Genomic DNA, 23,874 nt, shown 5'->3' on the forward strand with positions numbered 1-23,874 from the left:
TTTATTATTTTATTTCATTTTCCGCGATAATGTTCCTCACATGCGCCACATGCTCGCGATTTGTTTTGAAAGATCGCACTAACCTACCGCTTTCAATCTTATTCGTGATTTCCTTAACTTCTGCTTCGGATAACAATGGTTTGGTTTTAGATTTAATATAGCGGAGATATCCGCCACCATATGTGACATTCTCCGGCATGTCTGTTTTGAAAGTACTATCGCCAATGAATACTATGACAGAATGAATTTGTTGATCGTTTAGATCTAACAAGGCTTCTATAGTTTTGATATGTTTGTAATTCTGGTGGAGGGGATTTTGAAACTTGCGGGTATGTTTATATATTTTCTGTGTCCACGTTTTTTGATTTGGATTTCCGAATATCCAGCCTTTCATATTTTTTGTTTCTACTACAAAAACACCGAATTTTGAAACGATAATGTGGTCTATCTGAGTAGTGCCGTCTTCCGTGGGAAGAGTTACGTTTTTAATGAGATGATATTGTTCTTTGTCCAGGAATATTTTGGCACTGACATTAATAATAAATTCTCCCAAAATTCCTTTGAACCATGGCGTTTTCAATACCCTTAAGACAATGAAAATAGGTATGAAATACCAAAATTTTCCAAGCAGTTGTAAGATAAGTGTAGATGATTCCATTGATCTCCTTTATTTTTACATAATCGCGGTGCTGACTGCGTCCGGCACCGCGATTCACGGCGGCGGAGCCGCCGTGAACGTTCCGGCTCACCGGACCCGCGCTGTTTGTGGATTCTGTTTATTCCTTTTATATTTTGCAATTCAGTTTTCATTTTTCCAAAGTAGAATGGGCTCCAAGTTTTAAAATTAGAATGATTTAAGCGATTACACCCGGTCATTACAAAAACAGAATCAAGATAAAATAGAGATTAACCCCGATTGATTTCGTATCACTAACCAGGATAAATGTCTATCATGGAAACCCTTATTTTTTGATGTTTTTTATGTTGTTTGAGAATCAATTTATGGAGATTCACCTTCCCGATGCGTTATTCATGCCGCAAAGCGTCAATGGGATCCATGCGGGCTGCCTTCAGGGCCGGAAAATACCCGAAAACAACCCCCACAGCCGCAGAGAAGAAAAACGCAATAATGATGATGGAGAGGTCCGGGACAAAGGGAATCGCCAGCATTTTTGCGGCACCAAAGGAGGCTGCCAGGGCCAGGATGATACCGAAAATACCGCCAAAGGAGGAGAGTACCACGGATTCCACTAAAAACTGGAGCAGCACTTCGTGCTCATAGGCGCCGATGGCCAGGCGGATGCCGATTTCCCGGGTGCGCTCGGTCACGGATACCAGCATGATGTTCATGATACCGATGCCTCCGACCAGAAGGCTGACCGCAGCCACGGCACCAAGCAGGGCGGTCATGGTTTTGGTGGTGGAGGTGAGCATGGTGGCAAGCTCCTTGGTGTCCATGATCCTGAAATTGTCCTCTTCATTATCCGATAGATGCCGGCGTTTTCTCAAAAGCGACTGGATGGCGGCTGACGCCGTAGTGGTGGAGGCGTCGCTTTTTACTGCCACCTGGATAAAGGGGATGTCCTTGTTGCCTGAAAAACGGCGCTGGACCGCTTTCATGGGCATGATCACACAATCATCCTGGTCCCGGCCCATGGAGGAGTTGCCCTTGGCCTCTAAAAGGCCTATGATCTGACAGGATACCTTGCCCAGTCGAAGTTTCTGCCCCACAAGGTCCCCGTCCCCAAACAGGTTTTCCCTGATGGTGTCCCCCACCACACACACGGTTCGTCCGGAGTTGATCTCATTTTCGGAAAAAGTTCGTCCGGCTTTCATGGTCCAGTTGCGTACCGTAAAAAAATCGTTGGTAGTGCCGGTAATGGTGGTGCTCCAGTTCTGGTTGCCCACCACGGCCACGGCAGATGCGGATACGGACGGGGCCACACCGGCCAGATCAGTGATATGCTGTTCAATGGCCTGGACATCTTTAATGGAAAAACTGGGCGCGGTCGAGGCCGCGCCGGGGCCATGGCGCTGGCCCGGGCTAATGAGAAGTACATTGGTGCCCATGGCGGCGATCTGCTGGGTCACCTGGGCCGTGGTGCCGTTGCCGATGGTCACAAGGGTGATCACGGCCGCCACGCCGATAATGATGCCTAAAATGGTGAGCACCGAGCGCATGACATTGCGCCGGATGCCCCGCAAAGCCAGGATAAAAGTGTTCCAGATCATCGGTCCTGACCTCCTTTTACTGCCGGGGCATGCCCGTTTTCAATGTCTGCCACCTGGCCGTCCACAAAGTAAACAATTCGGTCCGAGTATGCGGCCATATCTGATTCATGGGTGATCATGACCACGGTGATTTTCTGTTCCCGGTTCAATTGTTTTAAAAGTTCCATGATCTCGTGGCTTCTGGCCATGTCCAGGTTGCCCGTGGGTTCGTCGGCAAACAATACCGACGGGGTGGTGGCGATGGCCCGGGCAATGGCCACCCGCTGCTGCTGTCCCCCGGAAAGCTCGCCGGGGGTGTGGGCTTCGCGTCCTGCAAGCCCCACCTGTTCGAGAGCCTTGCGCGCCAGCGCTTTGCGTTCTTTAGGCGGTATGCCCCTGTACACCAGGGGCAGTTCCACATTTTCCATGGCCGTGGTCCGGTTCAACAGGTTGAATCCCTGGAATACAAAGCCCAGGTAAAATCTGCGCAGGGTGGCCAGTTGTTTGCGGCTCATATGGCTGACTTCCACCCCGCCAAAGGTGTACTGGCCCGATGTGGGGGTATCCAGGCATCCAAGGATGTTCATGCAGGTGGATTTGCCCGAGCCTGACGGCCCCATCACCGAAATAAATTCCCCGGAGTCAATGGTCAGGTCAATGCCGCGCAGCGCAAAGATCCTGGCTTCGTTGCTGCCGTAGGCCTTGGTGACCCGGGTCAGGGAGATCAAAGGGTGTCCTTTTTCAGCCATGGCGTCATTTGCCCTTTGTGGTTGCGGAAACAATCACCTCAGAGCCCCGGGTGATCTCGCCTTCCAGAATCTGGGTGTTGATGCCATCACTTAAGCCTGTTTTTACAGGTACAGGCCTTGGCCGCTTGTTTTTGTCCAGAATCCATATGGTATCCTGGTTATTGCCGCCTGTGATGGTGACATGTTTGGCCGACCGGTCGCCGCGCCTGGGCGGGCCGGGCATGAACATCCTTAACAGCGATGGGCTGCTTTTGTTCTCTTCGGGCTTGGGCATTGAGAATCTCAGGGCGCCACTGGGTACGGACAATACCTGGTCGGCCTGCTTAACAATAATGTCTGCCGTGGCCGTCATGCCCGGGCGCAAAGCTAAATCGGCGTTGTCACAGGTCATGATGGTTTCATAGGTCACCACTCCGTCCGTGGTGGTGGCATTGAACCGAACTTGCAGTATTTTTGCTTCAAATTTGCGTTTGGGATAGGCATCCACGGTAAAGCGGGCGTCAAGTCCCTCCTTGACCACACCGATGTCTGCTTCATCCACATCCACGTTCAGCTTCATTTGGGTTAAATCTTCTGCCAGGGTAAACAGCACCGGGGCCTCAAATGAGGCGGCCACGGTGGCGCCCTTTTCAATCTCCCGGGTCAGGACCACGCCGTTTACGGGGGAGATGATATCCGCCTTGGACAATTCGGTTAAGGTGCTGTCCAAAGATGCCTGGACCTCTGCGACACTTGCCTCGGCCATGGCGCGGTCGGCCAGGGCCCGGGTGTAGTTGGCCCGGGCTTGATCCATATCGGTCTGGGCCGGCATCTTGCCGCCGCTCAATTCCCGGACTTTTTTCAGGTTTTTTAATTTCCGGTCGGTCTCTTCCACCGTGGCCTGGGCCTGGCGCACCGATGCCCGGGCCGATGCCAGAGATGCCCTGCTTTTGCGCACCTGGGCCTGCAGATCCGTGATATCGAGCCGGGCCAGGAGCTGGCCTACGGTGACCCGGTCATTGTAATCCACAAAAACCTCCTGGATGGTGCCGGATAATTCACTGCCCACCTCCACCTCATTGGTGGGTTCCAGGGTGCCAGTGGCGGAAACCGTTACGTGAATATCGGTGATTGCGGCCGGAGATGTCTTAAACGTGATGCCTGGATCCACCCCCATACCGTCGTCCGGTCGGCCTTTGGGCCCCAGAAGAAAATATGCCCCTGCTGCAGCGACAATCAGAATAAAAAGAATTATAAAGATACGCTTTTTGCCTTTTTTTCGGGGACCGGTGTTTTTTAATGTGGCATTGATATCATCGGTTAAATCCATGTGAACTCCAGAGATGTTAGGGGGTTGACTCTATTTGAGACTTGTTTTGTCCGCCTTTTGAGGCGTCGGATGCGATCGGGGTCCAACCCCCGCCAAGGACCTTGTAAAGGGTGATCAGGTTGGAGACACACCTCCCTTGGCTTGTGGCAAGATCACTTTCATAAGATAATACGGTCTGCTGGGATGTCAGCACGGTGGTGAAATCAATCAGGCCGGATTCGTATTTCTTTTTGGCCAGGTTTTCGGCAATCAGGGCCTGTTGGGCGGCAACCGTCAGGTGTTCCAGCCGGATCTGTTCCTTGGCATAGGCCACCAGGGAATTTTCCACCTCTTCCAGGGCGGACAGGATAGCTGTTTCGTACTGGATTAGGGCCTGTTTCTGCAAAGAGTTCTGGACCTCGATATTTTTACGGATGCTGCCTGCGTCAAACAGGGTCTGGGACAGGCTTGCGGCCAGGGATCGCGCCCAGTGGGATGGATCTAAGGTATTGTCAATGAGTGCGGCAGGACTTAGGGCATCCACACCAATGGAGCCGGACAGGGTCAGTTTGGGGTAAAGGTCTGCCGTGGCCACCCCGACCTGGGCGGTCTGCGCAACGAGTTCGTATTCGGCCTCTCTGATATCGGGTCGTCTTCGCAGGGTATCTGCGGGAAGACCCACGGCAATGGTCGCCGGTAAAGCGGGCAGGGGGCGGGGCGATGCCAGTTTTTTCTTCAGGGTGCCGGGGGCAAGACCCGAGAGTACGGCCACCCGGTTCATGGCGTCGGACAGGGTGGATTCAAGGGCCGGAATCTGGGCTTTTGCGTTTTCCAGGCTGTACCGGGCCTGGTGGATATCCAGTTCATCGGTCAGGCCTGCCTGGTTCTGCCACTGGGTGAGCTGGAAGGATTCAGCTTGGGAGTCAATGCTCTGCCGGACCACATTCAGGCGTATCTGGGCCGTGCGTACATTAATATAACTGTCTGCAAGATCCGCCACAAGACTGACCAAGGCGTCCCGCAGCGCCTCCTGTTTGGCTGAAAGCGTTGCGTCAGCAGCTTCAATGGCGCGCTGGATCCGCCCGAACAGGTCAATTTCCCAGCTTGCATCCAGGCCGGCGCTGTAAGATTTTGTAGTGGTGCCGGTGCCGTCCTCATTGCTGGTGCCGGTCCAGGAGGCCCCGCCCGATGCATTGACGGTGGGCAGCCTGTCTGCCTCTTCAATTCCCTTGAGCAGCCGGTACTGGCGAATGCGCTCCAGGGCGAGTTTTACATCCAGGTTGTTTTGAACCGCACGGGAAATCAGCTCCGTAAGCACCGGGTCGTCGAGTACCGTCCACCATTGCGCCAGCTGTTCAGGGGCCACCGGTGCTTGGGCCAACCCCTTTTGCATAGGGGCATGCCAGGATCCTTCAGGGAAAAGATCCGGCGGTTTGTAGTCCGGTCCCACGGCTTTGCAGCCTGTGAAAAGGGTAATAAAAATAAAAATCAGACAGATGTCTGACCAGGGGGTGTCTGACAGAAAAAAAAAGCGTTTTGGCATGAACCAAATCCTTTGGCGTTGAAAGCCTTAAAAATAAAGACAGAGACCGCTTCCGATTGACGCATGGTAAGAATAATGGAGCCGGATTATACCGTCAATGTTTTTTGGCAAAGGCGTATACTTTTAAATATTTTTTGACAAACTTTGTGCAGTATGAAAAAAGAACATTTTTTGAATATAGTTAGTTCATCATTACTTTATGGTGATTGCTACGAATCACTCAGGTTATTAATCCTAAAAGGAGAAAAAATGAAAAAAAATTATTGTAGCTGCTTTGGCGTTCGCCCTGGTGACAGGTTCTGCGTATGCAGCAGATTTGTATGAAGCCGCCGCAATTGCTGCCGAAGTAAAAGTAACATGGGTGTTGATAGTGCCGCTGGATACCAAGGACTGGCCATTTATGACGGTAATAAGGTTTACGAGTGTGAATCCATTGGCGGTACCATTGGTGTGACTTTCGTAGTTAATGACATGCTCACCCTTGAAGCCGGTTATGGTTATATCTATGATGAAATTGATGATAATGCTTGGACCGGAAGCGAAAGTAATATTGCTCAGTCCTATTATTTGCAGACTCCCATTACCCTGGCTCCGGGTGTTACGGTTACCCCTGAAGTCGGTATGATTGATGAGAGAGAAACCGGTGAGGATGAAACTTTCTACTTCGGTGCAGCTTGGGCAATCGCATTCTAAATTAAAAAATTTAACTTTATTCAAAATCCCCATTGTCTGTTTTTATATCAGTATGTTATTAGAGTCGTGGAAGTTTATATATTTGCTGGTTACCCCTATGGAATGATTGCTTGCTGACGGGCGTTTCCCGTTAAAAATAATTAATTGACGAATAATACCCTTAAATCATTAAACAAAACCAAATAAGGAGAGATTATGGGACTCAAAGAAGAACTGGAAGAGAAAGCGGAAAGCTGTGATTCACCGGAAGAATATATTGGTGTGGCCAAAGAGATTATAGCAGGCCTGGATGACAAGGACTGGGCGGTTGAACTGATGGAAGCGGGTGCTGAATGGGCCCAGACCTATGATGAGGCCGTGGTTTACGCCGAGGCGGCCAAAGAGATTATCGGTGACGATGATGTGGTGGGCAATTTTCTTTCCAACGCCAAAATGCTGTGCATGAGTGCGGCAGATTTCATCGGCCTTGGCTCTGCTGCAGGTAAACTTGGCCTGGAGGATATGGCCAAGGAGATGAATGAGGCTGCCATGGGCAAATGCACCAAGCTCACCGACTTCCTCAATCTGAGCAACCAGCTGATAAAAACCGATCCGGACATGGCCAAACAGGTTATGGACAAGGCTTTTGCAAAATGTACCAAACCGGAAGATTTTGTATCCTTTGCCAAATCCATCCTGGACAGCACCAAGGATAAGGATCAGGCCAAGGAGATTTACGAAAAAGGCATCGCTGCCGCCACTACGGCTGACGGATTCAGCGCCCTTGCCGCAGGCGCAATAAAAGATCTCGGTGATAAGGATTTTGCCCGGGCCATTTATGAAAAAGCGGTTGGGTCTCTGGAAAAAGGGGATGAACTGCTCAAGTTTGCGGTAATCGTCAAGGAACAGCTCGATGACAAGGAATTTACTTTGTCTGTATATAAGAAAGCAGAAGCCCAGTATACAAAGTTTGATGAATACCTCAAACTGGCCAAGGCAAGTTTCGAGAATACCGGTGAGAAAGCCTTTGCTTCAGGTGTTTACCAGAAAGCCGCCGCCACTAATCCCGACTGTACACAGCTGGTTTCCATGGCACTGGCCATGGCCAAGGATTTGGGTGATACCGCTGCTGCCCTGCCTGTATTGAAACAGGCCCAGGCTGCCGTGAAAAATAATGCGGATTTCCTTAAAACTGCTGGCGCCATTCTTGAGGTGGCCAAGGATGACAAAGCATGGACAGACGCCATTGCTTTTCAGAAAGCCAAACGTGAAGAGTTCGGAAAACTGTACGATGATTTTGCCCTCCAGGAAAATGAGATCAAAACTTGTGCACCCATGCGTATCCTGGCCGGTGAAGTGGTTAAAGAGACCGGTGATACCTTTTATGCAGCCAAACTGTACAAAAAGTCCGAAAAACTTACCATTCATTTCAGCGACTTCATCAAGCTGGCTGCCGCCATCCATGGTGATCTTAAGGATACGGAATGGATCAAAGAGATCTATACGGCACTTCTGGACAAATGCAAGAGCTTTGGTGATTACAACACCCTGACCAATGCCATCCAGGATACTCTTGGGGACAGCGCCTGGGTAAAACAGATCTATGCCGGCTTAGAGACAAAGGCTGCCGGCAACGGCGATCTCATCAAGCTTGCCGCTGTAGCCATTGAGAAGTTTAAGGACAAAGCGTGGGCACAAAAACTTGTGGGTGCCGTAGCCGGCAAGGCCAAGACCGTTTACGACTATACCTTTGCAGGCAGTGCTACCCTCAAGTTGCTTGAAAACAGGGACGGGGCTTTGGCGCTGTATAAATCTGCCGAAGGCCTTTGCCGTACCAAGCAGGATTATGCCGGTCTGGTGGCGTTGGTTAAACAGCAGACTGCCGACAAGAGCATGCTTTCAGAACTGTTGGTCCTGGGTCGCCAGAAATTGACCGAATTCAGTGACCAGCTCTTTTTGGCTGAAACCTTTTTGATCGACGCCCAGGATGCAGAGAACGCGGCTGCTGTGTATGAAGATGCCGAGCGCAATGCCTTGACCAATGATACATTGTCTCAGTTAGGCACCAGCGTTAAAGGTCGTCTGGGTGATGACAAATGGGCATCCCGAATTTTGGCAAAAATCAGATAAAGTTATGATAGAAAAACTTTTTTATTGACAAATTATAGAATTATGGTAGGTTATTTTTAACGCCAATTTTGAATTCGAAAAAACTGGCTGAATAACCTTCTTAGTATCCTTAAGAAATCAGCCGTCGGAGTTGCCTCCCGACGGCTGATTTCTTTTTTGTAGATGCCCCGGGTGAAAAAGGGTTACCTTTTTACCCGGGGCTGTATCAATGATTATTCGTTCTCGGATGTGGTATTGAGCTGGGCCTTAATGGCGTTGAGCTCCTCTTCCAGCATCCTGGCCCTCTCCTGGAGCGCAACTTCATTTGAAGGCCCGGGAACAGGGACACCAGCAAAACCAAATCCACGCCCCATACCACGACCGCCACCGCCAAATCCACGGCCACATCCCCGACCGCCATATCCGGCTCCATAACCTGCACCATATCCGACACCGGCCATGTTGCGGTTTCCGCAAATACCCAGACCCCTTCCAGTCATGGGTCCCAATCCTTGTGGTCCTCTCTGATTAAATCCTGGCATGATGTTTTCTCCTTTCATTTTTATTTTACCAGGGTTTTTCACCCTGTCTGTTAAGGGAGCCGGCTGCATCTTCAACGGCCTGCTCCCCGGATTTTGTAATATCTTCTCCCACTGACTTTGATCAGGTTATTTCAACTAACTTTACGTCTTCCTCCATAATTTGTCTGAGTGCTGGCTTGTTGTTTTTTTTTGTTTTGATCATTTGACCATAATATAGGTCGTTATGCTGTGCTGTCAATAAAAAATAATGGTCAAATGATCATTTGTGGTCTTTGCCGACAATGTCCATGATCGGTTTTTCCATTATTTAAAAAAAGAGCTGGACTGGCTTCGTGAACCTAATTGAGTAACGACATCAATGAACAAATAGGCCGGTCATAAAAATTTAGAACATTCGGATGTAAAAGTAATGTAAATCTCAAATAGGTTTTATCATTTAATTCACCCCGAAGATCACGAAGGAGAGGAAGTTTAAGTCCCTGATATCTTCGTGAACTTCGGCTCCTTCGTGGTAAAAAAAACAAGAAAATAGATTAAAAAAAGCTATATTCGGTTACCCTGTTCTGGTGAACAAAGCATCTTGACACAGGGGGATACTTTGAGTAATTTGTGAGCAAACGTTTAACAAGGAGGACGATTCATGCAAGATTCAACTCCGTTCCAAGCTCAGGACCTTACCCCTGATATGCAGAAAACCCAACTGATCGACATGTTTACCCGTATTGTTGTCCACTACGGCCTCTGGTTCAATGAGGTTCAGCACCAGATGGGGATGGAAAAGGCACTTACCGCGCTGGATAAGGCCACACAATCTTCAATTGCAAGCCTCATGAAACATCTGTCCCTCACCTTGGGATTTGAGCTGGACCAGGGCATGCCCAAAGCGGTGATGTCTCTGGATGACGCTACAACTGAAAAATTAATGGCAGCCGTGGGAAAAGCCTGGCTGGCCAATGACGGGGTCTGGTTTCAGGCTGTGGAGTTTGAGCACGGCATGAACGATGCCAAACGGTGCAATGACTCCTGCTGGGCCCGTTTTTCCCCCTTCGAAGCCCACCGCATAAAAAATATTCTGGGTCTGGGCAGACATCCTGGACTTGAGGGGTTGAAAAAAGCGCTGAATTTGAGGATGTACGCATTTATCAACGAGCAGAGCATTGTAGAGGAAACTTCCGACAGTTTTATTTTTCAGATGAATGAATGCAGGGTCCAGCGGGCAAGGATGCGCAAGGGTCTGGATGATTATCCCTGCAAGTCCGGCGGTCTTGTTGAATACGCCCGTTTTGCCGAAGGCGTTGATGACAGAATTAAAACCGAATGCATCGGGTGCCCGCCGGATCCACATCCTGAAACGTGGTTTTGCGCATGGCGATTTACCCTGACACCGTGATGTTTTAATCCCGGTGTCTTAGGTTTCTTCAGTTTGAGAAAAACAGTCAAATAAACAAATAACTTATACAACTATAAAATTTTAAGAAGAAATAGGAATTATGGGAGTCACTTCCGACAAAATTCAGGAATTAAGGCAGAAAGAGAAAAAGATCAAGGCCATGGGCGGTGAAAAAGCCCTGGCTAAACGGCGTGAGCAAGGCGTTCTTAACGCCAGGCAGCGTCTTAACCTGCTGTTTGACGCCGGAACCTTCAGGGAACTGGACATGTTTGTGACCCATCGGTGTACCAATTTTGGCATGGAAACCAAGGAAATTCCCGCAGACGGTGTAATCACCGGTCATGGAAAGGTGGATGGTCGTCTGGTCTTTGCCTATGCCCAGGATTTTACGGCCTCAGCCGGATCCCTGGGCGAAATGCAGGCTAAAAAGATATGTAAAGTAATGGATCTGGGGATAAAAGCCGGCGCACCTGTTATCGGCATGAACGATTCCGGGGGTGCCCGGATTCAGGAGGGGATTGACGCCTTGTCCGGTTACGGCGAAATATTTTTTCGTAACTCTGCGGCTTCGGGTGTGATTCCGCAGATTTCGGCTATCATGGGCCCCACGGCCGGCGGGGCAGTCTATTCTCCGGCCATGACCGATTTTATCTTTATGGTCAAGGAATCTTCCTATATGTTCATCACCGGGCCCAACGTTATCAAGGCGGTCACCGGCGAGGAAATTTCCTTCGAGGCGCTTGGCGGTGCCATGACCCATAACGAAAAGTCCGGGGTAGCCCAGTTCGCATGTGAGTCTGATGAAGACTGTATTGAACAGATCAAGCAGCTTTTATCATTCCTGCCGTCCAACAACATGGAAGATCCCCCGATCAAACCCACGGACGATTCACCGTATCGCATGGCCCCGGTCCTTGATACCATTATTCCGGACAAATCCAACCAGGCATATGATGTCAAACAGGTCATTGCCGCCATCGTGGATGACGGCTACTTTTTTGAACCCCACCAGTATTTTGCCAGAAACATTGTGATCTGTTTTGCCCGGCTCAATGGTCGTCCCATCGGCATCATTGCCAACCAGCCCATGGTTATGGCAGGTTGCCTGGATATTGACGCCTCTGACAAGGCCACCCGGTTCATCCGGTTCTGTGATGCCTTTAACATTCCCATGCTCACCATTGCCGATGTGCCCGGTTATCTGCCCGGTTCCAACCAGGAGTGGGGTGGGGTCATCCGGCATGGCGCAAAACTTCTGTGGTGCTACTCCGAGGCCACGGTGCCCAAGCTTTTGCTGATCACAAGAAAAGACTACGGCGGGTCATATATCGCCATGTGCTCCAAGCACCTTGGTGCGGATATGGCCTTTGCCTGGCCCATGGCCGAGGTGGCGGTCATGGGGGCTGAAGGCGCGGCAAACGTCATCCATGCAAGGGAGATTAAAAATGCCGAGGATCCGGCCGCCATGCGCAGGCAGAAAATAGACGAGTATAATACGCAGTTCTCCAATCCTTATTGTGCCGCAGCAAGGGGCTATGTGGATGCGGTGATCGTGCCGAGTGAAACCCGGCCAAGGCTCATAGATGCCCTTGAGGCCGTTGCAAACAAACGGGAATTCCGGCCGGCCAAGAAACATGGAAATATTCCTGTATAACAGCCATGGGCTGACCTGGCAAGGTATAGCTTAATACGCTAACCCGTTTAAAGCCAAGGAGACCTTTTTTATGAAAAATAAAAAATTGGCTGCTGCCATGGCTGCTGTTCAGATGTACATCAGAACGCAGGAAGAGGCAGCCATTATTGCACTGCAAAAACAGGCTTCCAATGCTGCGGTGAAACCTGCCCCGGTTGGCCAGATCAACCTTTGGGGGCTTTCCGGACGGCAGGCAATTATGAATGCCAACGCAATGATACGGCAAAGAATGCTGAAATGATAAAATACAATAAAAGATAATTTATGTAGGATATTATGACCGATCACAATGAAGTTAAAATGGTTGAGATGGATTATTCAGAAACGCGACCAAAGGTAAAAAATCCCCTGAAAATTCAGGATCTGTCCCTGCGAGATGGCCATCAGTCATTGTTTGCCACCCGGGGCCGTACCGAAGATATGATTCCTGTGGCCGAGCAGATGGATGAAATCGGATTCTGGGCCGTGGAGGTTTGGGGCGGCGCCTCCTTTCACATCATGCATCGGTATCTCAACGAAGACCCCTGGCAGAGGCTTCGCACCCTGAAACGGTATTTCAAGAAAACGCCAATTTCCATGCTGCTGCGCGGCCAAAAACTTGTGGGGTACCGTAATTATGCTGATGACCTGGCCGAACTTTTTGTTAAAAAGACCGTGGAAAACGGGCTGGATATTTTCAGGACCTTTGATGCCCTTAATGATTACAGAAATTTCGAAACCGTGGTACCGGTAATCAAATCGTGTGGTGCGCATTTTCAGGGCTGCATCTGCTATACCCTGACAGAGCCCCGCCTGGGCGGAGAGGTGTATAACCTGGAATATTATGTGAAAAAGGCCAAAGAGCTTGAGGATATGGGTGCCGATTCCATCTGCATCAAGGATGTGGCAGGATTGATGGCCCCTTATGACGCCTTTGAGCTCGTAAAAGCACTGAAAGCAGAAGTTAAGCCCCCGATTCACCTGCATTCCCATTTTACATCGGGCATGTCCCCCATGACCCATCTCAAGGCCGTAGAGGCAGGCGTTGATATTATTGATACCTGTATGACCCCTTATGCATACAGAACATCCCATGCAGCACTTGAGCCTCTTGTGATGAGCCTTTTGGGCACAAGTCGGGATACGGGATTTGATATCAAGGCCCTTACCCGGATCAATGAGACCCTGGAAAAAGATGTGATACCTAAATATAAGCATCTGCTGGATAACACCAAGCTCTCACTGATTGATATCAATGTGCTTATGTACCAGACACCTGACTTCATGCGCGCCAATTTGCAAAAACAGCTTCGGGAAATGGATGCATTGGACAAAATTGATGAGGTGTACAAAGAGCTGCCCAGGGTAAGGAAAGAACTGGGTCAGATTCCCCTTGTAACGCCAACCAGCCGGATTGTGGGTACCCAGACGGTGAACAATGTGCTTTTTGACACCAAGGAAGAGCGTTACAAAATGATTACCGCCCAGGTCAAGGATTTATGTTACGGCCTGTACGGCAAAACAGCAGTTCCCATTGATGCTGACCTGCAGAAAAAAGCGCTCAAGGGCTATGAAAGAGGCGAAGAGCCTATCACCTGCCGTCCGGCAGAAGTTTTGATGCCCGAACTTGAAAAAGCCAGGAAAGAGATCGGCGATCTGGCTGTGGATGATGAGGATCTTATTCTCTGTGCCCTGTTCCCCGTAACCGGCAAAAAATACCTGATGCAAAAATACGGTAAGGAACAGGTGCCTGACACGGTGAAACCCATTACCCTGGAAGATGTTAAAAAACAAGATGATATGATTAAAAAAGCCAAAGCAGGCAAGCTCATTGAACCTGCTGCGGATCTTCCTGAAAAAAGCGAGTTTGCCAGAACCTTTAATGTCTTTGTGGACGGTGAATGTTTTGAAGTTGGTGTCGATGAAGTGGGTGGTTCTCCAATGATTTCTTATGCCGCCCTTGCTTCCGTCGCACCTGCGGCAGCTCCCGTTGCACCGTCTGCCCCTGCAGCACCAACACCTCCTGCACCCCCTGCAGTATCGGCTCCGAAGCCCGCATCAGCAAAATCGGTCGCACCCGCACCAAAACCCAAACCTGCTGCACCGGCAGGTGGCTCCGGGACGCCTGTTTTGGCTCCTATGCCCGGCATGATTGTCAAGTATACGAAAAATGTGGGAGATGCGGTGAACGCAGGCGATACTGTTGTCTTGATTGAGGCCATGAAGATGGAAAATGCCCTGCTGGCAACAGTCGACGGAACCATTACCGCCATTAATTTTAAAACAGGTGATTCAGTGGCCAAGGATGATGTACTGGCAACCATAGAATAACTCAAATAGAACACAATAGGGGGAGGGGGATGGTTTGACAACCATCCCCCTGTGCTTATTATGATAGTTGATGCCGGTGTGTGATCCGGCACCACTATCATAAGGAGAAAACAATGGCATTTGAAACCAAAGAAGAACTGCTTGAAAAATATCTAAAAATGGAAAAACCCCATTGTCCTCATTGCGATGAGGTCATGACCCTGTGGGAGATCCCGCCTATCAATTTTTCAGACGGTTTGGGCTGGCAGACCCCCTATCTTTTTGTCTGTTTTAACGATGACTGCCCTTCTTATAAAAAGGGCTGGCAGCATCTGATGGACTCAGTGGAAGCACCCGCCTCGTACAGATGTTTTTGCGAGCCAGGCGCCAAGAATTTTGAATACATGCCCGTGTTCAGTCCCCTGGGCGGTACAGGTTCTGTTCTGGATGATGCGGCGCTTGTGGCGGAACAAGCCCGGCAAGAGCTGATGAAACAGACCTTTTCCATCCTCACGGATTATTATATTTCCAAAGACTGGGATGAGATTTTAAAGATCTGTCTGAACCCAAAAATTCCGCCCAAGGCAAGGCTGAAAGCCGTAGAAATGGTGGGTGAGTTAGGTGATGCAACGGCTGTGGAGCATTTGATCAACCATAAGTTCCCGACCCCGGTATTACAGGAAGGGGTGAAAAAAGCAATTGAACAGCTTCATGAACGCCATTTTACGCGGGAATGCCCTTTTTGTGCCGAGATCATTAAAAACCGGGCCACCGTATGCAAACATTGCGGCAAGGATGTGCCCCGGGCATAACAAGGCCAATGGTCTGCAGGGCCGTTATTGGGGAATACCCCCGATAAAAACCGGGCATTCATGCACACGAAAAGAATGATGCCCGAGTTTGTGTGTGATGCAGTAAACCTGGAAGGTCTGAATTTCACGATTCCTGAAATTCAGACCCTGCTTGACGGGATAACCGTAGGCGTTATAATTTGTTGATCTTTTCTATGTTGAAAGATCTGTAGATAATCATCTCACCGCTTCTTTTATCCGGATCAAGGATCGTGGATTCAATTTTCTTTAGAATGGCCTGGGCCTGGGAATAATCCGGAATGGCGTCAAGTCCCTGTCCGATGGTTTTTCCTGTGCAGGCATCTTTGATAATGGCGTCTCTGGCATCCGTGGATATGGCAAAGGGAATGATGTGGTCATAAACCAGTCTGGCACCGGCCAGAATTTCCCTTTCATAGGATCCAATAGACCCCGCCACACAGGTGATGGCCATAAAGGGGCGCTCTTCCACGCTTACAATCAGATCAATCACGGATGGATAATCTTCGCCCTTGAACTGGACGGTCAGAGGAACGTCCACAAGAACATCTGATTTGGGGTATCCTTTGCTCTCGACCAGGAATTTTTCAAAAATCTGTCGGCTGGCTTCAGCGCCGACATTATCTATCTCTTTGCCGGTAATATAGTCGGTAACTTGATCAAGTGTCATAATTAATAAACTGTTAAATTAAAAAATCATTATTGATATTGTTTTATTTATTTATCTTTTATTTGTTTATCCTGGATCAGGCATTGGCCTGTCATTTCCAAAGGCTGCGCTATTCCAAGAACATTGAGTATGGTCGGCGCAATATCTCCGAGTTTGCCGTCCAGAAGGCTGATGGCAAGTGCTGGTTTGGCTGCAACAATAAACCTTACCGGATTTAATGTATGGGCCGTATGGGGGGACCCGTCCTGGGCCAGCATCTGTTCTGAGTTGCCGTGGTCTGCGGTGATAAAAGCGGTACCACCGGTTTCCCAGATAGCTTCCACCACTTTTTCTACACATCTGTCTACGGTTTCACATGCCTTTACCGCCGCGTCAAATATACCAGTATGCCCCACCATGTCCATGTTGGCAAAGTTAAGCACCACAAATTGAAATTTGCCTGAACGGATCTGCTCGCAGGCTTTGTCCGCTACTTTGTCCGCACTCATTTCAGGTTTCTGGTCATAGGTCTCAACATCCCGGGGAGAGGGGATGAGGATACGCGCTTCCCCGTCAAAAACCGCCTCATCACCGCCGTTAAAAAAATAGGTGACATGGGCGTACTTTTCAGTTTCTGCAATGCGAAGCTGGGAAATTTTATTTTCGCTTAGGATCTGCCCGAAAATTTTGTCCAGATGTTCGGGGGCAAAGGCTGCAGGCAGATCAAAGTGTTCGTCATACTGGGTCATGCACACAAAATCACAAAGGCTTGGGCAGGTGGTACGCTCAAAACCGTCAAAGGTTTTTTCCGTGAATGCCCGGGTGATCTCCTTGGCCCGGTCGGCCCGGAAGTTGAAAAAAATAAGGCCATCTCCTTGTTCAATTTTTCCTTCATTGCCTGGGCAAAAGTATACCGGTTTGATGAATTCATCGGTTTCTTCCCTGTCGTAGGCGGCCTGGATGGCTTGGACTGGTGACTGATTGGATGCATCAACGCCTATACCTTCGGTATAAAGTTCATAGGCTCTTTGTACCCGTTCCCAGCGGGTGTCCCTGTCCATGGCCCAGAAGCGTCCGGTCATGGTCGCCACCTTTCCTGTGTCAATATCCTGGATTTTTTCATCAAGCTGTTTTAGAAATTTAATGCCGGATGTGGGAGAGGTGTCCCTGCCGTCCATGATGGGGTGGATATAAACCCGGGTAATGCCCTTATTTTTGGCCATTTTTATTAAAGCAAACAGGTGATTGATGTGGGAGTGAACCCCGCCATCGGAAAGCAATCCCAAAAGATGAAGATTTTTATCTCTCTTTTTAACCTTGTCCATAACTGAAACAAGCGCCGGGGTGGAGTAAAAACTATTATCCCGAATGGCCGTGTTGATCCGGACAAAATCCTGGGCCACGATCCTGCCGGCCCCGATGTTCATGTGGCCTACCTCGGAGTTTCCCATGGTACCGTCGGGAAGTCCCACAGCCTCACCGCAGCATTTAAGAGTTGTGTTTGGGTACTCGTCTATGAGTCTGTCCAGAAACGGTGTATTGGCTGCGGCCACTGCATTGCCTTCTTCCGATGGGTTGATGCCCCAGCCGTCAAGTATCATCAAGATATTGACCGGTCTTTTTTCAGAACCCATCGTCATCCTCCATATCTGTTTGTGTCTGCCTACCAAATTCGGAGAGATCAACCGATGCGGCATCACTCCAAAGTCCTTCAAGGTCGTAAAATGCCATGGCATCGGATTCAAAGATATGGATGATCAGGTGTCCGAAATCGAGTAGCGCCCACTGGCCTTCCTTGACCCCTTCTGTACCTAAAGTTTTTATCTTTGCCTCCTTAAGGGATTTTATAATATGTTCGGAAAGGGAGGTTACCTGCCGGCTTGATCCGGCTTCCACAATGACCACCATGTCTGTGTAGGAGGTTAATTCACTGACCATCAGTGCGGTTACGCGTTTGGGTTTTCGGTCAAATATGGGGGCAAGATAGGGTATATATTCCTCTTGGAGGGCGATCATTTATATAAATCCTTTGTTTTGATAAAAGTCTCAACATCTTCAGGTACAAGTCCCGAGATAGATTTGCCGGATTTGATTCGGTTCCGTATCTGTGTCGATGAAATATCAATTCTTGGAACATTGCAGATACGGATGGGAAAAAGCCGGTCATGGACAAAAATATTATCGCTCTTAAGTTTGTAGCCTTTTGAAACGTGTTCGTCAATAAAGGAAGCATAAGGTTCCATGTCGGTTTTTTCACCGCGCTGCATAACGATCACGGGCAGGGCCCCAAAAATTCTATTGGCCTGTTTCCAAGAGGGCGTGTCAAAAAAAGCATCCGAGCCTAAAAGCAGATGAAAACGGGTGTGGCTGCCAAATATGGTTTTAAACTGGGATATGGTGTCAATGGTAAATGACGGACCTTTACGCTGCAGTTCAATGTCAGACACCTGAAACCCATTTAGATTTTTTATCGCGCGTTTTACCATGGTAAGCCGGTCCCGGGCGGAAGCCAGGTTAAGGTTCGGTTTGTGGGGGGGCAGGGCTGACGGGTAAAGTATGATTGTCTCAAAGGCATAATGCGCCTTGACATATTGGATAATGCCTAAATGACCGTTGTGAATGGGATTGAATGTGCCGCCGAAAAGTCCTGCCTTCATCTTGGCTGTATCCGTTGCCCGGCACTATTCCTTGTCTTCAGGTACTGCAGGTTGAAGCAGTTGAGCCAGGTGTTTGATCAGGGTTTTAACGCCTTTGCCCGTAGCTGCGGAAATGGTAAAAATAGACTGATCGGGCAAAGCGTTTTTAAAGGCCTCAATCCGGTTTTCAGTGCCCGTAAGATCAATTTTATTGAGAACCACAACCTGGGTTTTGTTTGCCAGGGTATCGCTGTGCATTGCCAGTTCATTGTTGATGAGCGCAAATTGTGCCAACGGATTTTCCGGATCAATGTCGCTGGAATCAATAAGATGCACCAGAATACCGGTACGTTCAATATGTTTAAGAAATTTTATCCCAAGCCCCACGCCTTCATGGGCACCCTCAATCAGCCCGGGAATGTCGGCTACGGCAAAGGGTTCGCCAAAGGGCGGTTCCACCATGCCGATGGTGGGGGTCAGTGTGGTAAAGGGATAGTCCGCAATTTTGGGGCGGGCCGCTGACATGGCTGAAATCAGGGTGGACTTGCCTGCATTGGGTAGCCCTACAAGCCCGACATCTGCCATGAGTTTGAGTTCTAAGCGAAGTTTCATCTCAACGCCCGGGATTCCGGGTTGGGCAAATCTGGGCACCCTGTTGGTGGATGTGGCAAACCGTTTATTGCCCCGTCCGCCCATGCCGCCCTGGGCTATAACTATTTCTTTGTCGGGATCAGTGAGGTCGACAAGGACCTGTGAGGTTTGCGCATCAAAAACAATGGTACCAGGAGGAAGTGATAAATAGCAGTGGCTGCCGTTTTTGCCACGTTTCTGCCGACCCAGGCCTGGAGCCCCGTTTTGTGCACGTAAGTTTTTTTGGCGGCGATAATCATACAGGGTCCGTTTTGAAGGATCCACCCGGAGGATGACATCCCCCCCATCGCCGCCGTCTCCGCCGTCAGGCCCGCCTTTTTCTATGAAACGTTCACGCCGGAAACTGACGCATCCTGCACCGCCACTTCCGGACTTGATCGTAACAATGGCCTCATCAACAAATTTCACGCTTCATAAACACTGACTTTTTTTCTGTCACGACCTTTTCTTTCAAAGGTCACGACACCGTCGATCTTGGCAAAAATGGTATAATCTTTGCCCATACCGACATTGTTGCCGGGATGGATTTTGGTGCCACACTGTCTAATAATGATATTGCCGGCGGTGACTTGCTCGCCGCCGAATTTTTTCACGCCCCGCCGCTGGGAGTTTGAATCACGACCGTTTTTTGAACTGCCTGCTGCTTTTTTATGTGACATGCTTCTCTCTCTTTCATTAACACGCTACAAATTTATACCTTAAGGACAAACAATTAAGCTGAAATGGAGTTAATCCTGATTTCAGTGTAGTGCTGTCTGTGACCTCTCATTTTTCGGTAGCCTTTGCGCCGTTTGTATTTAAATACAAGCTGTTTTTTGCTCCGGCCCTGTTCCACGATAAAAGCTTTGACGCTTGCATTCTCTATCTGGGGTGCGCCTAAAGTTAAGGTCTCACCATCGGAGTATAAAAGGACATCATTAAATTCAATTTCAGATCCTTCGGTGCCTTCAAGCTTCTCAACTTTCAAAACCTGATCTTCCTGGACCTTGTATTGTTTGCCCCCGGTTCTGATTACTGCATACATGGGTTTATCTCCTTACAATCTGACATCATATATCGGGTACTTAAAAAAAACTCCGCATAATATAACTATTTGCCTGTATTGTCAATTCTCATTTTTGATTTCCATGCTATCCGGTGATGGTTACTGATAATAGTTTTTCGTTCTCTTTTTCAGATGATTGAAGCATTTAAAACCATCCTTCCGGAATGGAGCAAATCTCTTTTTTATGCCTTTTTAACAACAGCGCATTTAAGGTACATGGCGCCGAATCCTCCAATCTTACAGGAAATATCGTGACCATTTACGGGGTCATCAAGAAGTTTGATGTTTTTGACTTTTGTGCCCAATTTGATTGTGTCCTTCCCGGCCTTAAGATCTTTGATGGTGGTGACGGTATCTCCATCCTGCAAAGGATTGCCATTGGCATCTAAGAATCGTAGCGCACCTTCCAAGGGTGTATCGGCGGTCTGATCAGGTGTCCACTCATGAGCACATTCCGGGCATATCCACAGGAGTCCATCAGGATAGGCATAAGGTGAATTACATTTGGGACACATATTTTTTTCAACTGACATAGCAAAATTTCCGGTCGATTGTATAAAGGTTTAAAATATTTTTTTCATGCAGTGAAACACGTATCACGATGAAATATAAATGAAGACGGCCTTCCTTATGTCGTGTGTATATCAGGGGGGCTCAATTTGAGTCAAACAGTATTTCGAGCATGTGCCCAAATTTGCCGGAATAAACCGGTCCTTTTCCGGATGAAAGGCGGCGGGACAGGTTTGGATAAACTGGGCCACCTGTTTTTCGGGGCCCTCGTGAACCAGGGTTAAGGCATAATATCTGAACAGACCCCATGGATCAGTGTCCGGGTTTTCAAGCCTCTGGGCGATGGGGAGCGTCGGGTCAGGATTTTGGAACCGCTTTTTTCGCTGCATATACTCCTGCAGGGTCATATGACGGATAATATGACATTTTGTCGGGTGAACCTGAGTATAAGCATAAATGCCTGAAAGGAAAAAAGATATACTGCAGGTTTTTGCGCCTGCAACAATATTTTTTCTTGTAAATTGGACATGGTCAAGGATTTCGTTTTTCAGGGCTGTCTGCATTTCTGCAGAGAGCTCATGGAAACGGGTGGCATGCAGATACCTGTTTTTTATCCGTTTGACCACTGACGGGATCATTTTTTTTCTTTTCAGCCGTGCCTTGTCCGAAAAAATATCAAAATACTCCCTGATGCTTCTCATGCCCGGTGGTGTCAGTTCATCCCGGCCGTTATCAAAAAGGATATTTTCCACCTGAACATCTAAAAGTGCGGGCAAAATGGACAGGCCCTGTTCGGTAAGCACTTCAAGGGGTTTGAAATAATCCACTAAAAGGGCAGGGCGGCCTATTTTTTTTCTGGGGATAAATGCGCTTTGGGCCGTGATCCTGATTTTTTTATGGCCAAAGGGGTGTAATGCACTGGTGAATGCAGGGATGACGGCAAAACACCCGTCCAGGGAGATTTCAGTGCCATAGCTGTCCGTAATGGAGGGCTTGACCGTGGAAAAGTCTTCATCCAGGCCGGCCGGGATCAAAAGATCGGCAGTGGCATGCTGCTTGCTAAAGGATTCTCCCATCTGGGTTTCAAGGCATAGAATTCTGTCCCGGTTGCGGTCGGTCAGGCTGACCGACAAGGGGATGCCGGCCTTAATCAATGCTTTTGCAAGGTCTCCTTTCCCTCTTGGTATTTTTGTCAGCAGACTGAATTGGCAGGTCTTTCCAAGGCGGTTCAGCACATGGATGATATCATGGGAACCATCACACCAGTCAAGGGGATCTGAGCCGCCGTAGAGCGCTAAATCCCTGTTTCCATGCGCCAGAAATGTATCAATAAATGTATTTACCGCATCAAAGTTGAAATGACACCGGACCTTTGGCAAAGCCCACTCATTGCAGCGACGGCAGAAATTGGAACAGCCCGACGTCATCTGAAAGGTAATGGCCTCACTGAATATATAAGGGTTTTGCCACGGGGCGAGATCCAGCCGCTTTTTCCATGTGTCATATGCCATGTGGCCGGGATCGGCATTATGTACTTTGTCTGCCAGCAGATGTTTAAGATTTTTGGTCTGTTTTTTCAGATCAGGATGATCATCAACCAGATGTTTGTGCCTTATAAGGGCGGTCAACACCTGGCGCAGATATTTTTCATCTGTTTCCCCGAGTTCAGCGGGTTTTGCCCAACCCGTGGTCTGATCAAGCAGCGTTTTGAGTCGCTTTGTCTTTCCGGAAAAAAGGGCTGCAACAACCCTGTTTTTTAGGTCTTCGACTGGAGCATCCGGTGTGACAATGATGTTTTGAAAAACAGATGAACCCAAAATTAATTCCTTTTTAAATATCAAGGGGGCTTTTGTAAAAAAAGCCCCCTTGAAAATATCAGCTAAATATTGCAGATAAATGTTTTTTAACTATCCGCGAACCTCTTCTTTAACTGTGGTGGCAAGTTTGTACAGGATGGTCAGTACAAAAAAACCTGTGCCGTAAACACCCAAGGCAATTATTCCTTCCTGGAGTGTGGGGGCATATTCATTCACGTGATGCAGCGGAGAAGGAACAAAACCACCGGCGATCATGCCAAGCGCCTTGTCGATCCAGGCACCGAAAAATATCATGGCGCAGGTAACAGGCAACAGTGCGTGATTGTTTCTCAGTTTCGGAATCAGCAGGAAAATGGCACCTACACTCATAAGAATCAGAGCGCTCCACATCCAGGGTACCATCATGTTGTGCCCGTGCAGACCGAATAGCAGGTATTGCATATGGGACAGATGACTGGGGATGCCGGAGTAGTAAACCACGAAAACTTCACAAGCAAAGAAGAACAGGTTGGCAATGATGGCGTAGCAGACAATTTTTGCCAGGGTCTGCATGGCTTGCCAGCCCGGATCAAATTTGGTGAATTTTTTAATGATGTAGCAAAGGATGATCAGAAACGCAGGACCTGCGGCAAAGGCAGATGCCAGGAATCTGGGGGCCAGAATGGCCGTCAACCAAAAACCGCGGCCGGGCAGACCGCAGTACAGGTAGGCTGTTACCGTGTGGATACCGATGGCAAAGGGGATGGAGATATACACAAGGGGTTTTGTCCACCATACCGGTTCTATTTGGTTTCTTTCAGCTTCAAGCACTTTCCATCCCACAACAATGTTCAAAAACAGATACCCGTTGAGAACAATCATGTCATAAAAAAGCATGGAGTGGGGGGTGGGGTACAAGAGCACATTCAGCATACGAATGGGCTGACCTAAATCCGCAACAATGAACAGCAGGCACATGATCAGGCTGGCAACGGCCAGAAATTCACCTAAAATGGTGATCCGGTGGAACCGTTCGTAATCATGCAGGTAATAGGGGATAACCACCATAACACCACCTGCGGCAACACCCACAAGAAAGGTGAAATTGGCGATGTAAAAGCCCCATGAAACGTCCCGGCTCATGCCCGTGATCTGCAGACCGTTTATGAACTGGTCAAGGTAGGCAAGGCCTCCTGCGCCCATGACAGCGAGCAAAAGGACGATCCACAACCAATATTTTTTACTTCCTTTAAAAGCTATCTCAAGCATAG

Annotated in this window: 23 protein-coding genes; 7 read left to right on the top strand and 16 right to left on the bottom strand. The window is 48.8% G+C overall.

The genetic code is table 11. The features are described from left to right. Nucleotides 1–4: 4 nt before the first annotated feature. The 5 genes from DESPODRAFT_RS14705 to DESPODRAFT_RS14725 form a co-directional block, all read right to left on the bottom strand. Nucleotides 5–658 carry a nuclease-related domain-containing protein gene (locus DESPODRAFT_RS14705; RefSeq protein ID WP_004074443.1) on the bottom strand — a complete coding sequence of 218 codons (654 nt, stop codon included), beginning with the start codon at nucleotides 656–658 and terminating at the stop codon, nucleotides 5–7. A 368-nt stretch (nucleotides 659–1,026) separates the two neighbouring features. Continuing rightward, nucleotides 1,027–2,232, bottom strand: coding sequence for an ABC transporter permease (locus DESPODRAFT_RS14710; protein ID WP_004074444.1), 1,206 nt, complete (start codon nucleotides 2,230–2,232; stop codon nucleotides 1,027–1,029). Further along, nucleotides 2,229–2,960, bottom strand: coding sequence for an ABC transporter ATP-binding protein (locus DESPODRAFT_RS14715; RefSeq protein ID WP_004074445.1), 732 nt, complete (start codon nucleotides 2,958–2,960; stop codon nucleotides 2,229–2,231). Before DESPODRAFT_RS14715 ends, DESPODRAFT_RS14710 begins: the two co-directional genes overlap by 4 nt. A 4-nt stretch (nucleotides 2,961–2,964) precedes the next feature. Continuing rightward, complete coding sequence (locus tag DESPODRAFT_RS14720) at nucleotides 2,965–4,269, bottom strand: efflux RND transporter periplasmic adaptor subunit (RefSeq protein ID WP_004074446.1); 1,305 nt, start codon at nucleotides 4,267–4,269, stop codon at nucleotides 2,965–2,967. 16 nt (nucleotides 4,270–4,285) lie between these two features. Continuing rightward, entirely contained in the window at nucleotides 4,286–5,791 is a 1,506-nt protein-coding gene (locus DESPODRAFT_RS14725) for an efflux transporter outer membrane subunit (RefSeq protein WP_004074447.1), read from the bottom strand. Between the two features lie 357 nt (nucleotides 5,792–6,148). Here DESPODRAFT_RS14725 and DESPODRAFT_RS14730 point away from each other — a divergent pair, with 357 nt between their 5' ends. Then, nucleotides 6,149–6,484 carry a hypothetical protein gene (locus DESPODRAFT_RS14730; protein WP_004074448.1) on the top strand — a complete coding sequence of 112 codons (336 nt, stop codon included), beginning with the start codon at nucleotides 6,149–6,151 and terminating at the stop codon, nucleotides 6,482–6,484. A gap of 195 nt (nucleotides 6,485–6,679) precedes the next feature. Further along, on the top strand, nucleotides 6,680–8,593 hold the full coding sequence (locus DESPODRAFT_RS14735) for a tetratricopeptide repeat protein (RefSeq protein ID WP_004074449.1): 1,914 nt from the start codon (nucleotides 6,680–6,682) through the stop codon (nucleotides 8,591–8,593). Nucleotides 8,594–8,805: 212 nt separating this feature from the next. On the opposite strand, the gene DESPODRAFT_RS14740 is transcribed toward DESPODRAFT_RS14735, so the two are convergent. Then, nucleotides 8,806–9,114 carry a DUF5320 domain-containing protein gene (locus tag DESPODRAFT_RS14740; protein ID WP_004074450.1) on the bottom strand — a complete coding sequence of 103 codons (309 nt, stop codon included), beginning with the start codon at nucleotides 9,112–9,114 and terminating at the stop codon, nucleotides 8,806–8,808. A 640-nt stretch (nucleotides 9,115–9,754) separates the two neighbouring features. On the opposite strand from DESPODRAFT_RS14740, the gene DESPODRAFT_RS14745 reads away from it, so the two are divergent. The 5 genes from DESPODRAFT_RS14745 to DESPODRAFT_RS14765 all read left to right on the top strand — a co-directional run bounded on the left by DESPODRAFT_RS14745 (nucleotide 9,755) and on the right by DESPODRAFT_RS14765 (nucleotide 15,298). Then, the gene (locus DESPODRAFT_RS14745; protein WP_004074451.1) at nucleotides 9,755–10,504 is read left to right on the top strand and encodes a DUF6125 family protein; all 750 of its coding nucleotides are present in this window, start codon (nucleotides 9,755–9,757) and stop codon (nucleotides 10,502–10,504) included. 100 nt (nucleotides 10,505–10,604) lie between these two features. Further along, nucleotides 10,605–12,158: an acyl-CoA carboxylase subunit beta gene (locus DESPODRAFT_RS14750; RefSeq protein ID WP_004074452.1), complete on the top strand. Its 1,554-nt coding sequence runs from the start codon at nucleotides 10,605–10,607 to the stop codon at nucleotides 12,156–12,158. Between the two features lie 70 nt (nucleotides 12,159–12,228). After that, nucleotides 12,229–12,438, top strand: a complete 210-nt coding sequence (locus tag DESPODRAFT_RS14755) for a hypothetical protein (RefSeq protein WP_004074453.1) — start codon at nucleotides 12,229–12,231, stop codon at nucleotides 12,436–12,438. A 35-nt stretch (nucleotides 12,439–12,473) separates the two neighbouring features. After that, nucleotides 12,474–14,507 carry a pyruvate carboxylase subunit B gene (locus DESPODRAFT_RS14760; RefSeq protein ID WP_004074454.1) on the top strand — a complete coding sequence of 678 codons (2,034 nt, stop codon included), beginning with the start codon at nucleotides 12,474–12,476 and terminating at the stop codon, nucleotides 14,505–14,507. Between the two features lie 113 nt (nucleotides 14,508–14,620). After that, nucleotides 14,621–15,298 carry a zinc ribbon domain-containing protein gene (locus DESPODRAFT_RS14765; protein ID WP_004074455.1) on the top strand — a complete coding sequence of 226 codons (678 nt, stop codon included), beginning with the start codon at nucleotides 14,621–14,623 and terminating at the stop codon, nucleotides 15,296–15,298. Nucleotides 15,299–15,470: 172 nt separating this feature from the next. Here DESPODRAFT_RS14765 and DESPODRAFT_RS14770 read toward each other — a convergent pair whose 3' ends face one another. The 10 genes from DESPODRAFT_RS14770 to dsrP form a co-directional block, all read right to left on the bottom strand. Continuing rightward, on the bottom strand, nucleotides 15,471–15,986 hold the full coding sequence (locus tag DESPODRAFT_RS14770; protein ID WP_004074456.1) for a type I restriction enzyme HsdR N-terminal domain-containing protein: 516 nt from the start codon (nucleotides 15,984–15,986) through the stop codon (nucleotides 15,471–15,473). 47 nt (nucleotides 15,987–16,033) lie between these two features. Further along, nucleotides 16,034–17,599, bottom strand: coding sequence for a 2,3-bisphosphoglycerate-independent phosphoglycerate mutase (gene gpmI / locus DESPODRAFT_RS14775; protein ID WP_004074457.1), 1,566 nt, complete (start codon nucleotides 17,597–17,599; stop codon nucleotides 16,034–16,036). Continuing rightward, on the bottom strand, nucleotides 17,589–17,981 hold the full coding sequence (rsfS, locus tag DESPODRAFT_RS14780) for a ribosome silencing factor (RefSeq protein WP_004074458.1): 393 nt from the start codon (nucleotides 17,979–17,981) through the stop codon (nucleotides 17,589–17,591). The genes gpmI and rsfS overlap by 11 nt, the downstream gene beginning before the upstream one ends. Beyond that, a complete protein-coding gene (gene nadD / locus DESPODRAFT_RS14785; RefSeq protein WP_004074459.1) occupies nucleotides 17,978–18,622 on the bottom strand; it encodes a nicotinate (nicotinamide) nucleotide adenylyltransferase in 645 nt (214 codons plus the stop codon). Before nadD ends, rsfS begins: the two co-directional genes overlap by 4 nt. 24 nt (nucleotides 18,623–18,646) lie before the next feature. Beyond that, nucleotides 18,647–19,660 (bottom strand): GTPase ObgE, encoded by a 1,014-nt coding sequence (gene obgE, locus DESPODRAFT_RS14790; RefSeq protein ID WP_004074460.1) that lies wholly within the window; start codon nucleotides 19,658–19,660, stop codon nucleotides 18,647–18,649. Further along, nucleotides 19,657–19,911 carry a 50S ribosomal protein L27 gene (gene rpmA, locus DESPODRAFT_RS14795; protein WP_004074461.1) on the bottom strand — a complete coding sequence of 85 codons (255 nt, stop codon included), beginning with the start codon at nucleotides 19,909–19,911 and terminating at the stop codon, nucleotides 19,657–19,659. The genes obgE and rpmA overlap by 4 nt, the downstream gene beginning before the upstream one ends. 53 nt (nucleotides 19,912–19,964) lie before the next feature. After that, nucleotides 19,965–20,276 (bottom strand): 50S ribosomal protein L21, encoded by a 312-nt coding sequence (gene rplU, locus DESPODRAFT_RS14800; protein WP_004074462.1) that lies wholly within the window; start codon nucleotides 20,274–20,276, stop codon nucleotides 19,965–19,967. 203 nt (nucleotides 20,277–20,479) lie between these two features. Then, nucleotides 20,480–20,830: a zinc ribbon domain-containing protein YjdM gene (locus tag DESPODRAFT_RS14805; RefSeq protein ID WP_004074463.1), complete on the bottom strand. Its 351-nt coding sequence runs from the start codon at nucleotides 20,828–20,830 to the stop codon at nucleotides 20,480–20,482. Between the two features lie 111 nt (nucleotides 20,831–20,941). Then, on the bottom strand, nucleotides 20,942–22,624 hold the full coding sequence (locus DESPODRAFT_RS14810; RefSeq protein WP_004074464.1) for a hypothetical protein: 1,683 nt from the start codon (nucleotides 22,622–22,624) through the stop codon (nucleotides 20,942–20,944). A 90-nt stretch (nucleotides 22,625–22,714) separates the two neighbouring features. Further along, nucleotides 22,715–23,872: a sulfate reduction electron transfer complex DsrMKJOP subunit DsrP gene (dsrP, locus tag DESPODRAFT_RS14815; RefSeq protein WP_004074465.1), complete on the bottom strand. Its 1,158-nt coding sequence runs from the start codon at nucleotides 23,870–23,872 to the stop codon at nucleotides 22,715–22,717. Nucleotides 23,873–23,874: the final 2 nt, after the last annotated feature.

Source organism: Desulfobacter postgatei 2ac9 (assembly GCF_000233695.2).
GTDB classification, from domain to species: domain Bacteria; phylum Desulfobacterota; class Desulfobacteria; order Desulfobacterales; family Desulfobacteraceae; genus Desulfobacter; species Desulfobacter postgatei.

What these genes read in the sequence shown, in the direction of transcription:
- DESPODRAFT_RS14705 (WP_004074443.1), bottom strand. Translation starts at nt 658, where the DNA reads ATGGAATCATCTACACTTATCTTACAACTGCTTGGAAAATTTTGGTAT.
- DESPODRAFT_RS14710 (WP_004074444.1), bottom strand. Translation starts at nt 2,232, where the DNA reads ATGATCTGGAACACTTTTATCCTGGCTTTGCGGGGCATCCGGCGCAAT.
- DESPODRAFT_RS14715 (WP_004074445.1), bottom strand. Translation starts at nt 2,960, where the DNA reads ATGGCTGAAAAAGGACACCCTTTGATCTCCCTGACCCGGGTCACCAAG.
- DESPODRAFT_RS14720 (WP_004074446.1), bottom strand. Translation starts at nt 4,269, where the DNA reads ATGGATTTAACCGATGATATCAATGCCACATTAAAAAACACCGGTCCC.
- DESPODRAFT_RS14725 (WP_004074447.1), bottom strand. Translation starts at nt 5,791, where the DNA reads ATGCCAAAACGCTTTTTTTTTCTGTCAGACACCCCCTGGTCAGACATC.
- DESPODRAFT_RS14730 (WP_004074448.1), top strand. Translation starts at nt 6,149, where the DNA reads ATGGGTGTTGATAGTGCCGCTGGATACCAAGGACTGGCCATTTATGAC.
- DESPODRAFT_RS14735 (WP_004074449.1), top strand. Translation starts at nt 6,680, where the DNA reads ATGGGACTCAAAGAAGAACTGGAAGAGAAAGCGGAAAGCTGTGATTCA.
- DESPODRAFT_RS14740 (WP_004074450.1), bottom strand. Translation starts at nt 9,114, where the DNA reads ATGCCAGGATTTAATCAGAGAGGACCACAAGGATTGGGACCCATGACT.
- DESPODRAFT_RS14745 (WP_004074451.1), top strand. Translation starts at nt 9,755, where the DNA reads ATGCAAGATTCAACTCCGTTCCAAGCTCAGGACCTTACCCCTGATATG.
- DESPODRAFT_RS14750 (WP_004074452.1), top strand. Translation starts at nt 10,605, where the DNA reads ATGGGAGTCACTTCCGACAAAATTCAGGAATTAAGGCAGAAAGAGAAA.
- DESPODRAFT_RS14755 (WP_004074453.1), top strand. Translation starts at nt 12,229, where the DNA reads ATGAAAAATAAAAAATTGGCTGCTGCCATGGCTGCTGTTCAGATGTAC.
- DESPODRAFT_RS14760 (WP_004074454.1), top strand. Translation starts at nt 12,474, where the DNA reads ATGACCGATCACAATGAAGTTAAAATGGTTGAGATGGATTATTCAGAA.
- DESPODRAFT_RS14765 (WP_004074455.1), top strand. Translation starts at nt 14,621, where the DNA reads ATGGCATTTGAAACCAAAGAAGAACTGCTTGAAAAATATCTAAAAATG.
- DESPODRAFT_RS14770 (WP_004074456.1), bottom strand. Translation starts at nt 15,986, where the DNA reads ATGACACTTGATCAAGTTACCGACTATATTACCGGCAAAGAGATAGAT.
- gpmI (WP_004074457.1), bottom strand. Translation starts at nt 17,599, where the DNA reads ATGGGTTCTGAAAAAAGACCGGTCAATATCTTGATGATACTTGACGGC.
- rsfS (WP_004074458.1), bottom strand. Translation starts at nt 17,981, where the DNA reads ATGATCGCCCTCCAAGAGGAATATATACCCTATCTTGCCCCCATATTT.
- nadD (WP_004074459.1), bottom strand. Translation starts at nt 18,622, where the DNA reads ATGAAGGCAGGACTTTTCGGCGGCACATTCAATCCCATTCACAACGGT.
- rpmA (WP_004074461.1), bottom strand. Translation starts at nt 19,911, where the DNA reads ATGTCACATAAAAAAGCAGCAGGCAGTTCAAAAAACGGTCGTGATTCA.
- rplU (WP_004074462.1), bottom strand. Translation starts at nt 20,276, where the DNA reads ATGTATGCAGTAATCAGAACCGGGGGCAAACAATACAAGGTCCAGGAA.
- DESPODRAFT_RS14805 (WP_004074463.1), bottom strand. Translation starts at nt 20,830, where the DNA reads ATGTCAGTTGAAAAAAATATGTGTCCCAAATGTAATTCACCTTATGCC.
- dsrP (WP_004074465.1), bottom strand. Translation starts at nt 23,872, where the DNA reads ATGCTTGAGATAGCTTTTAAAGGAAGTAAAAAATATTGGTTGTGGATC.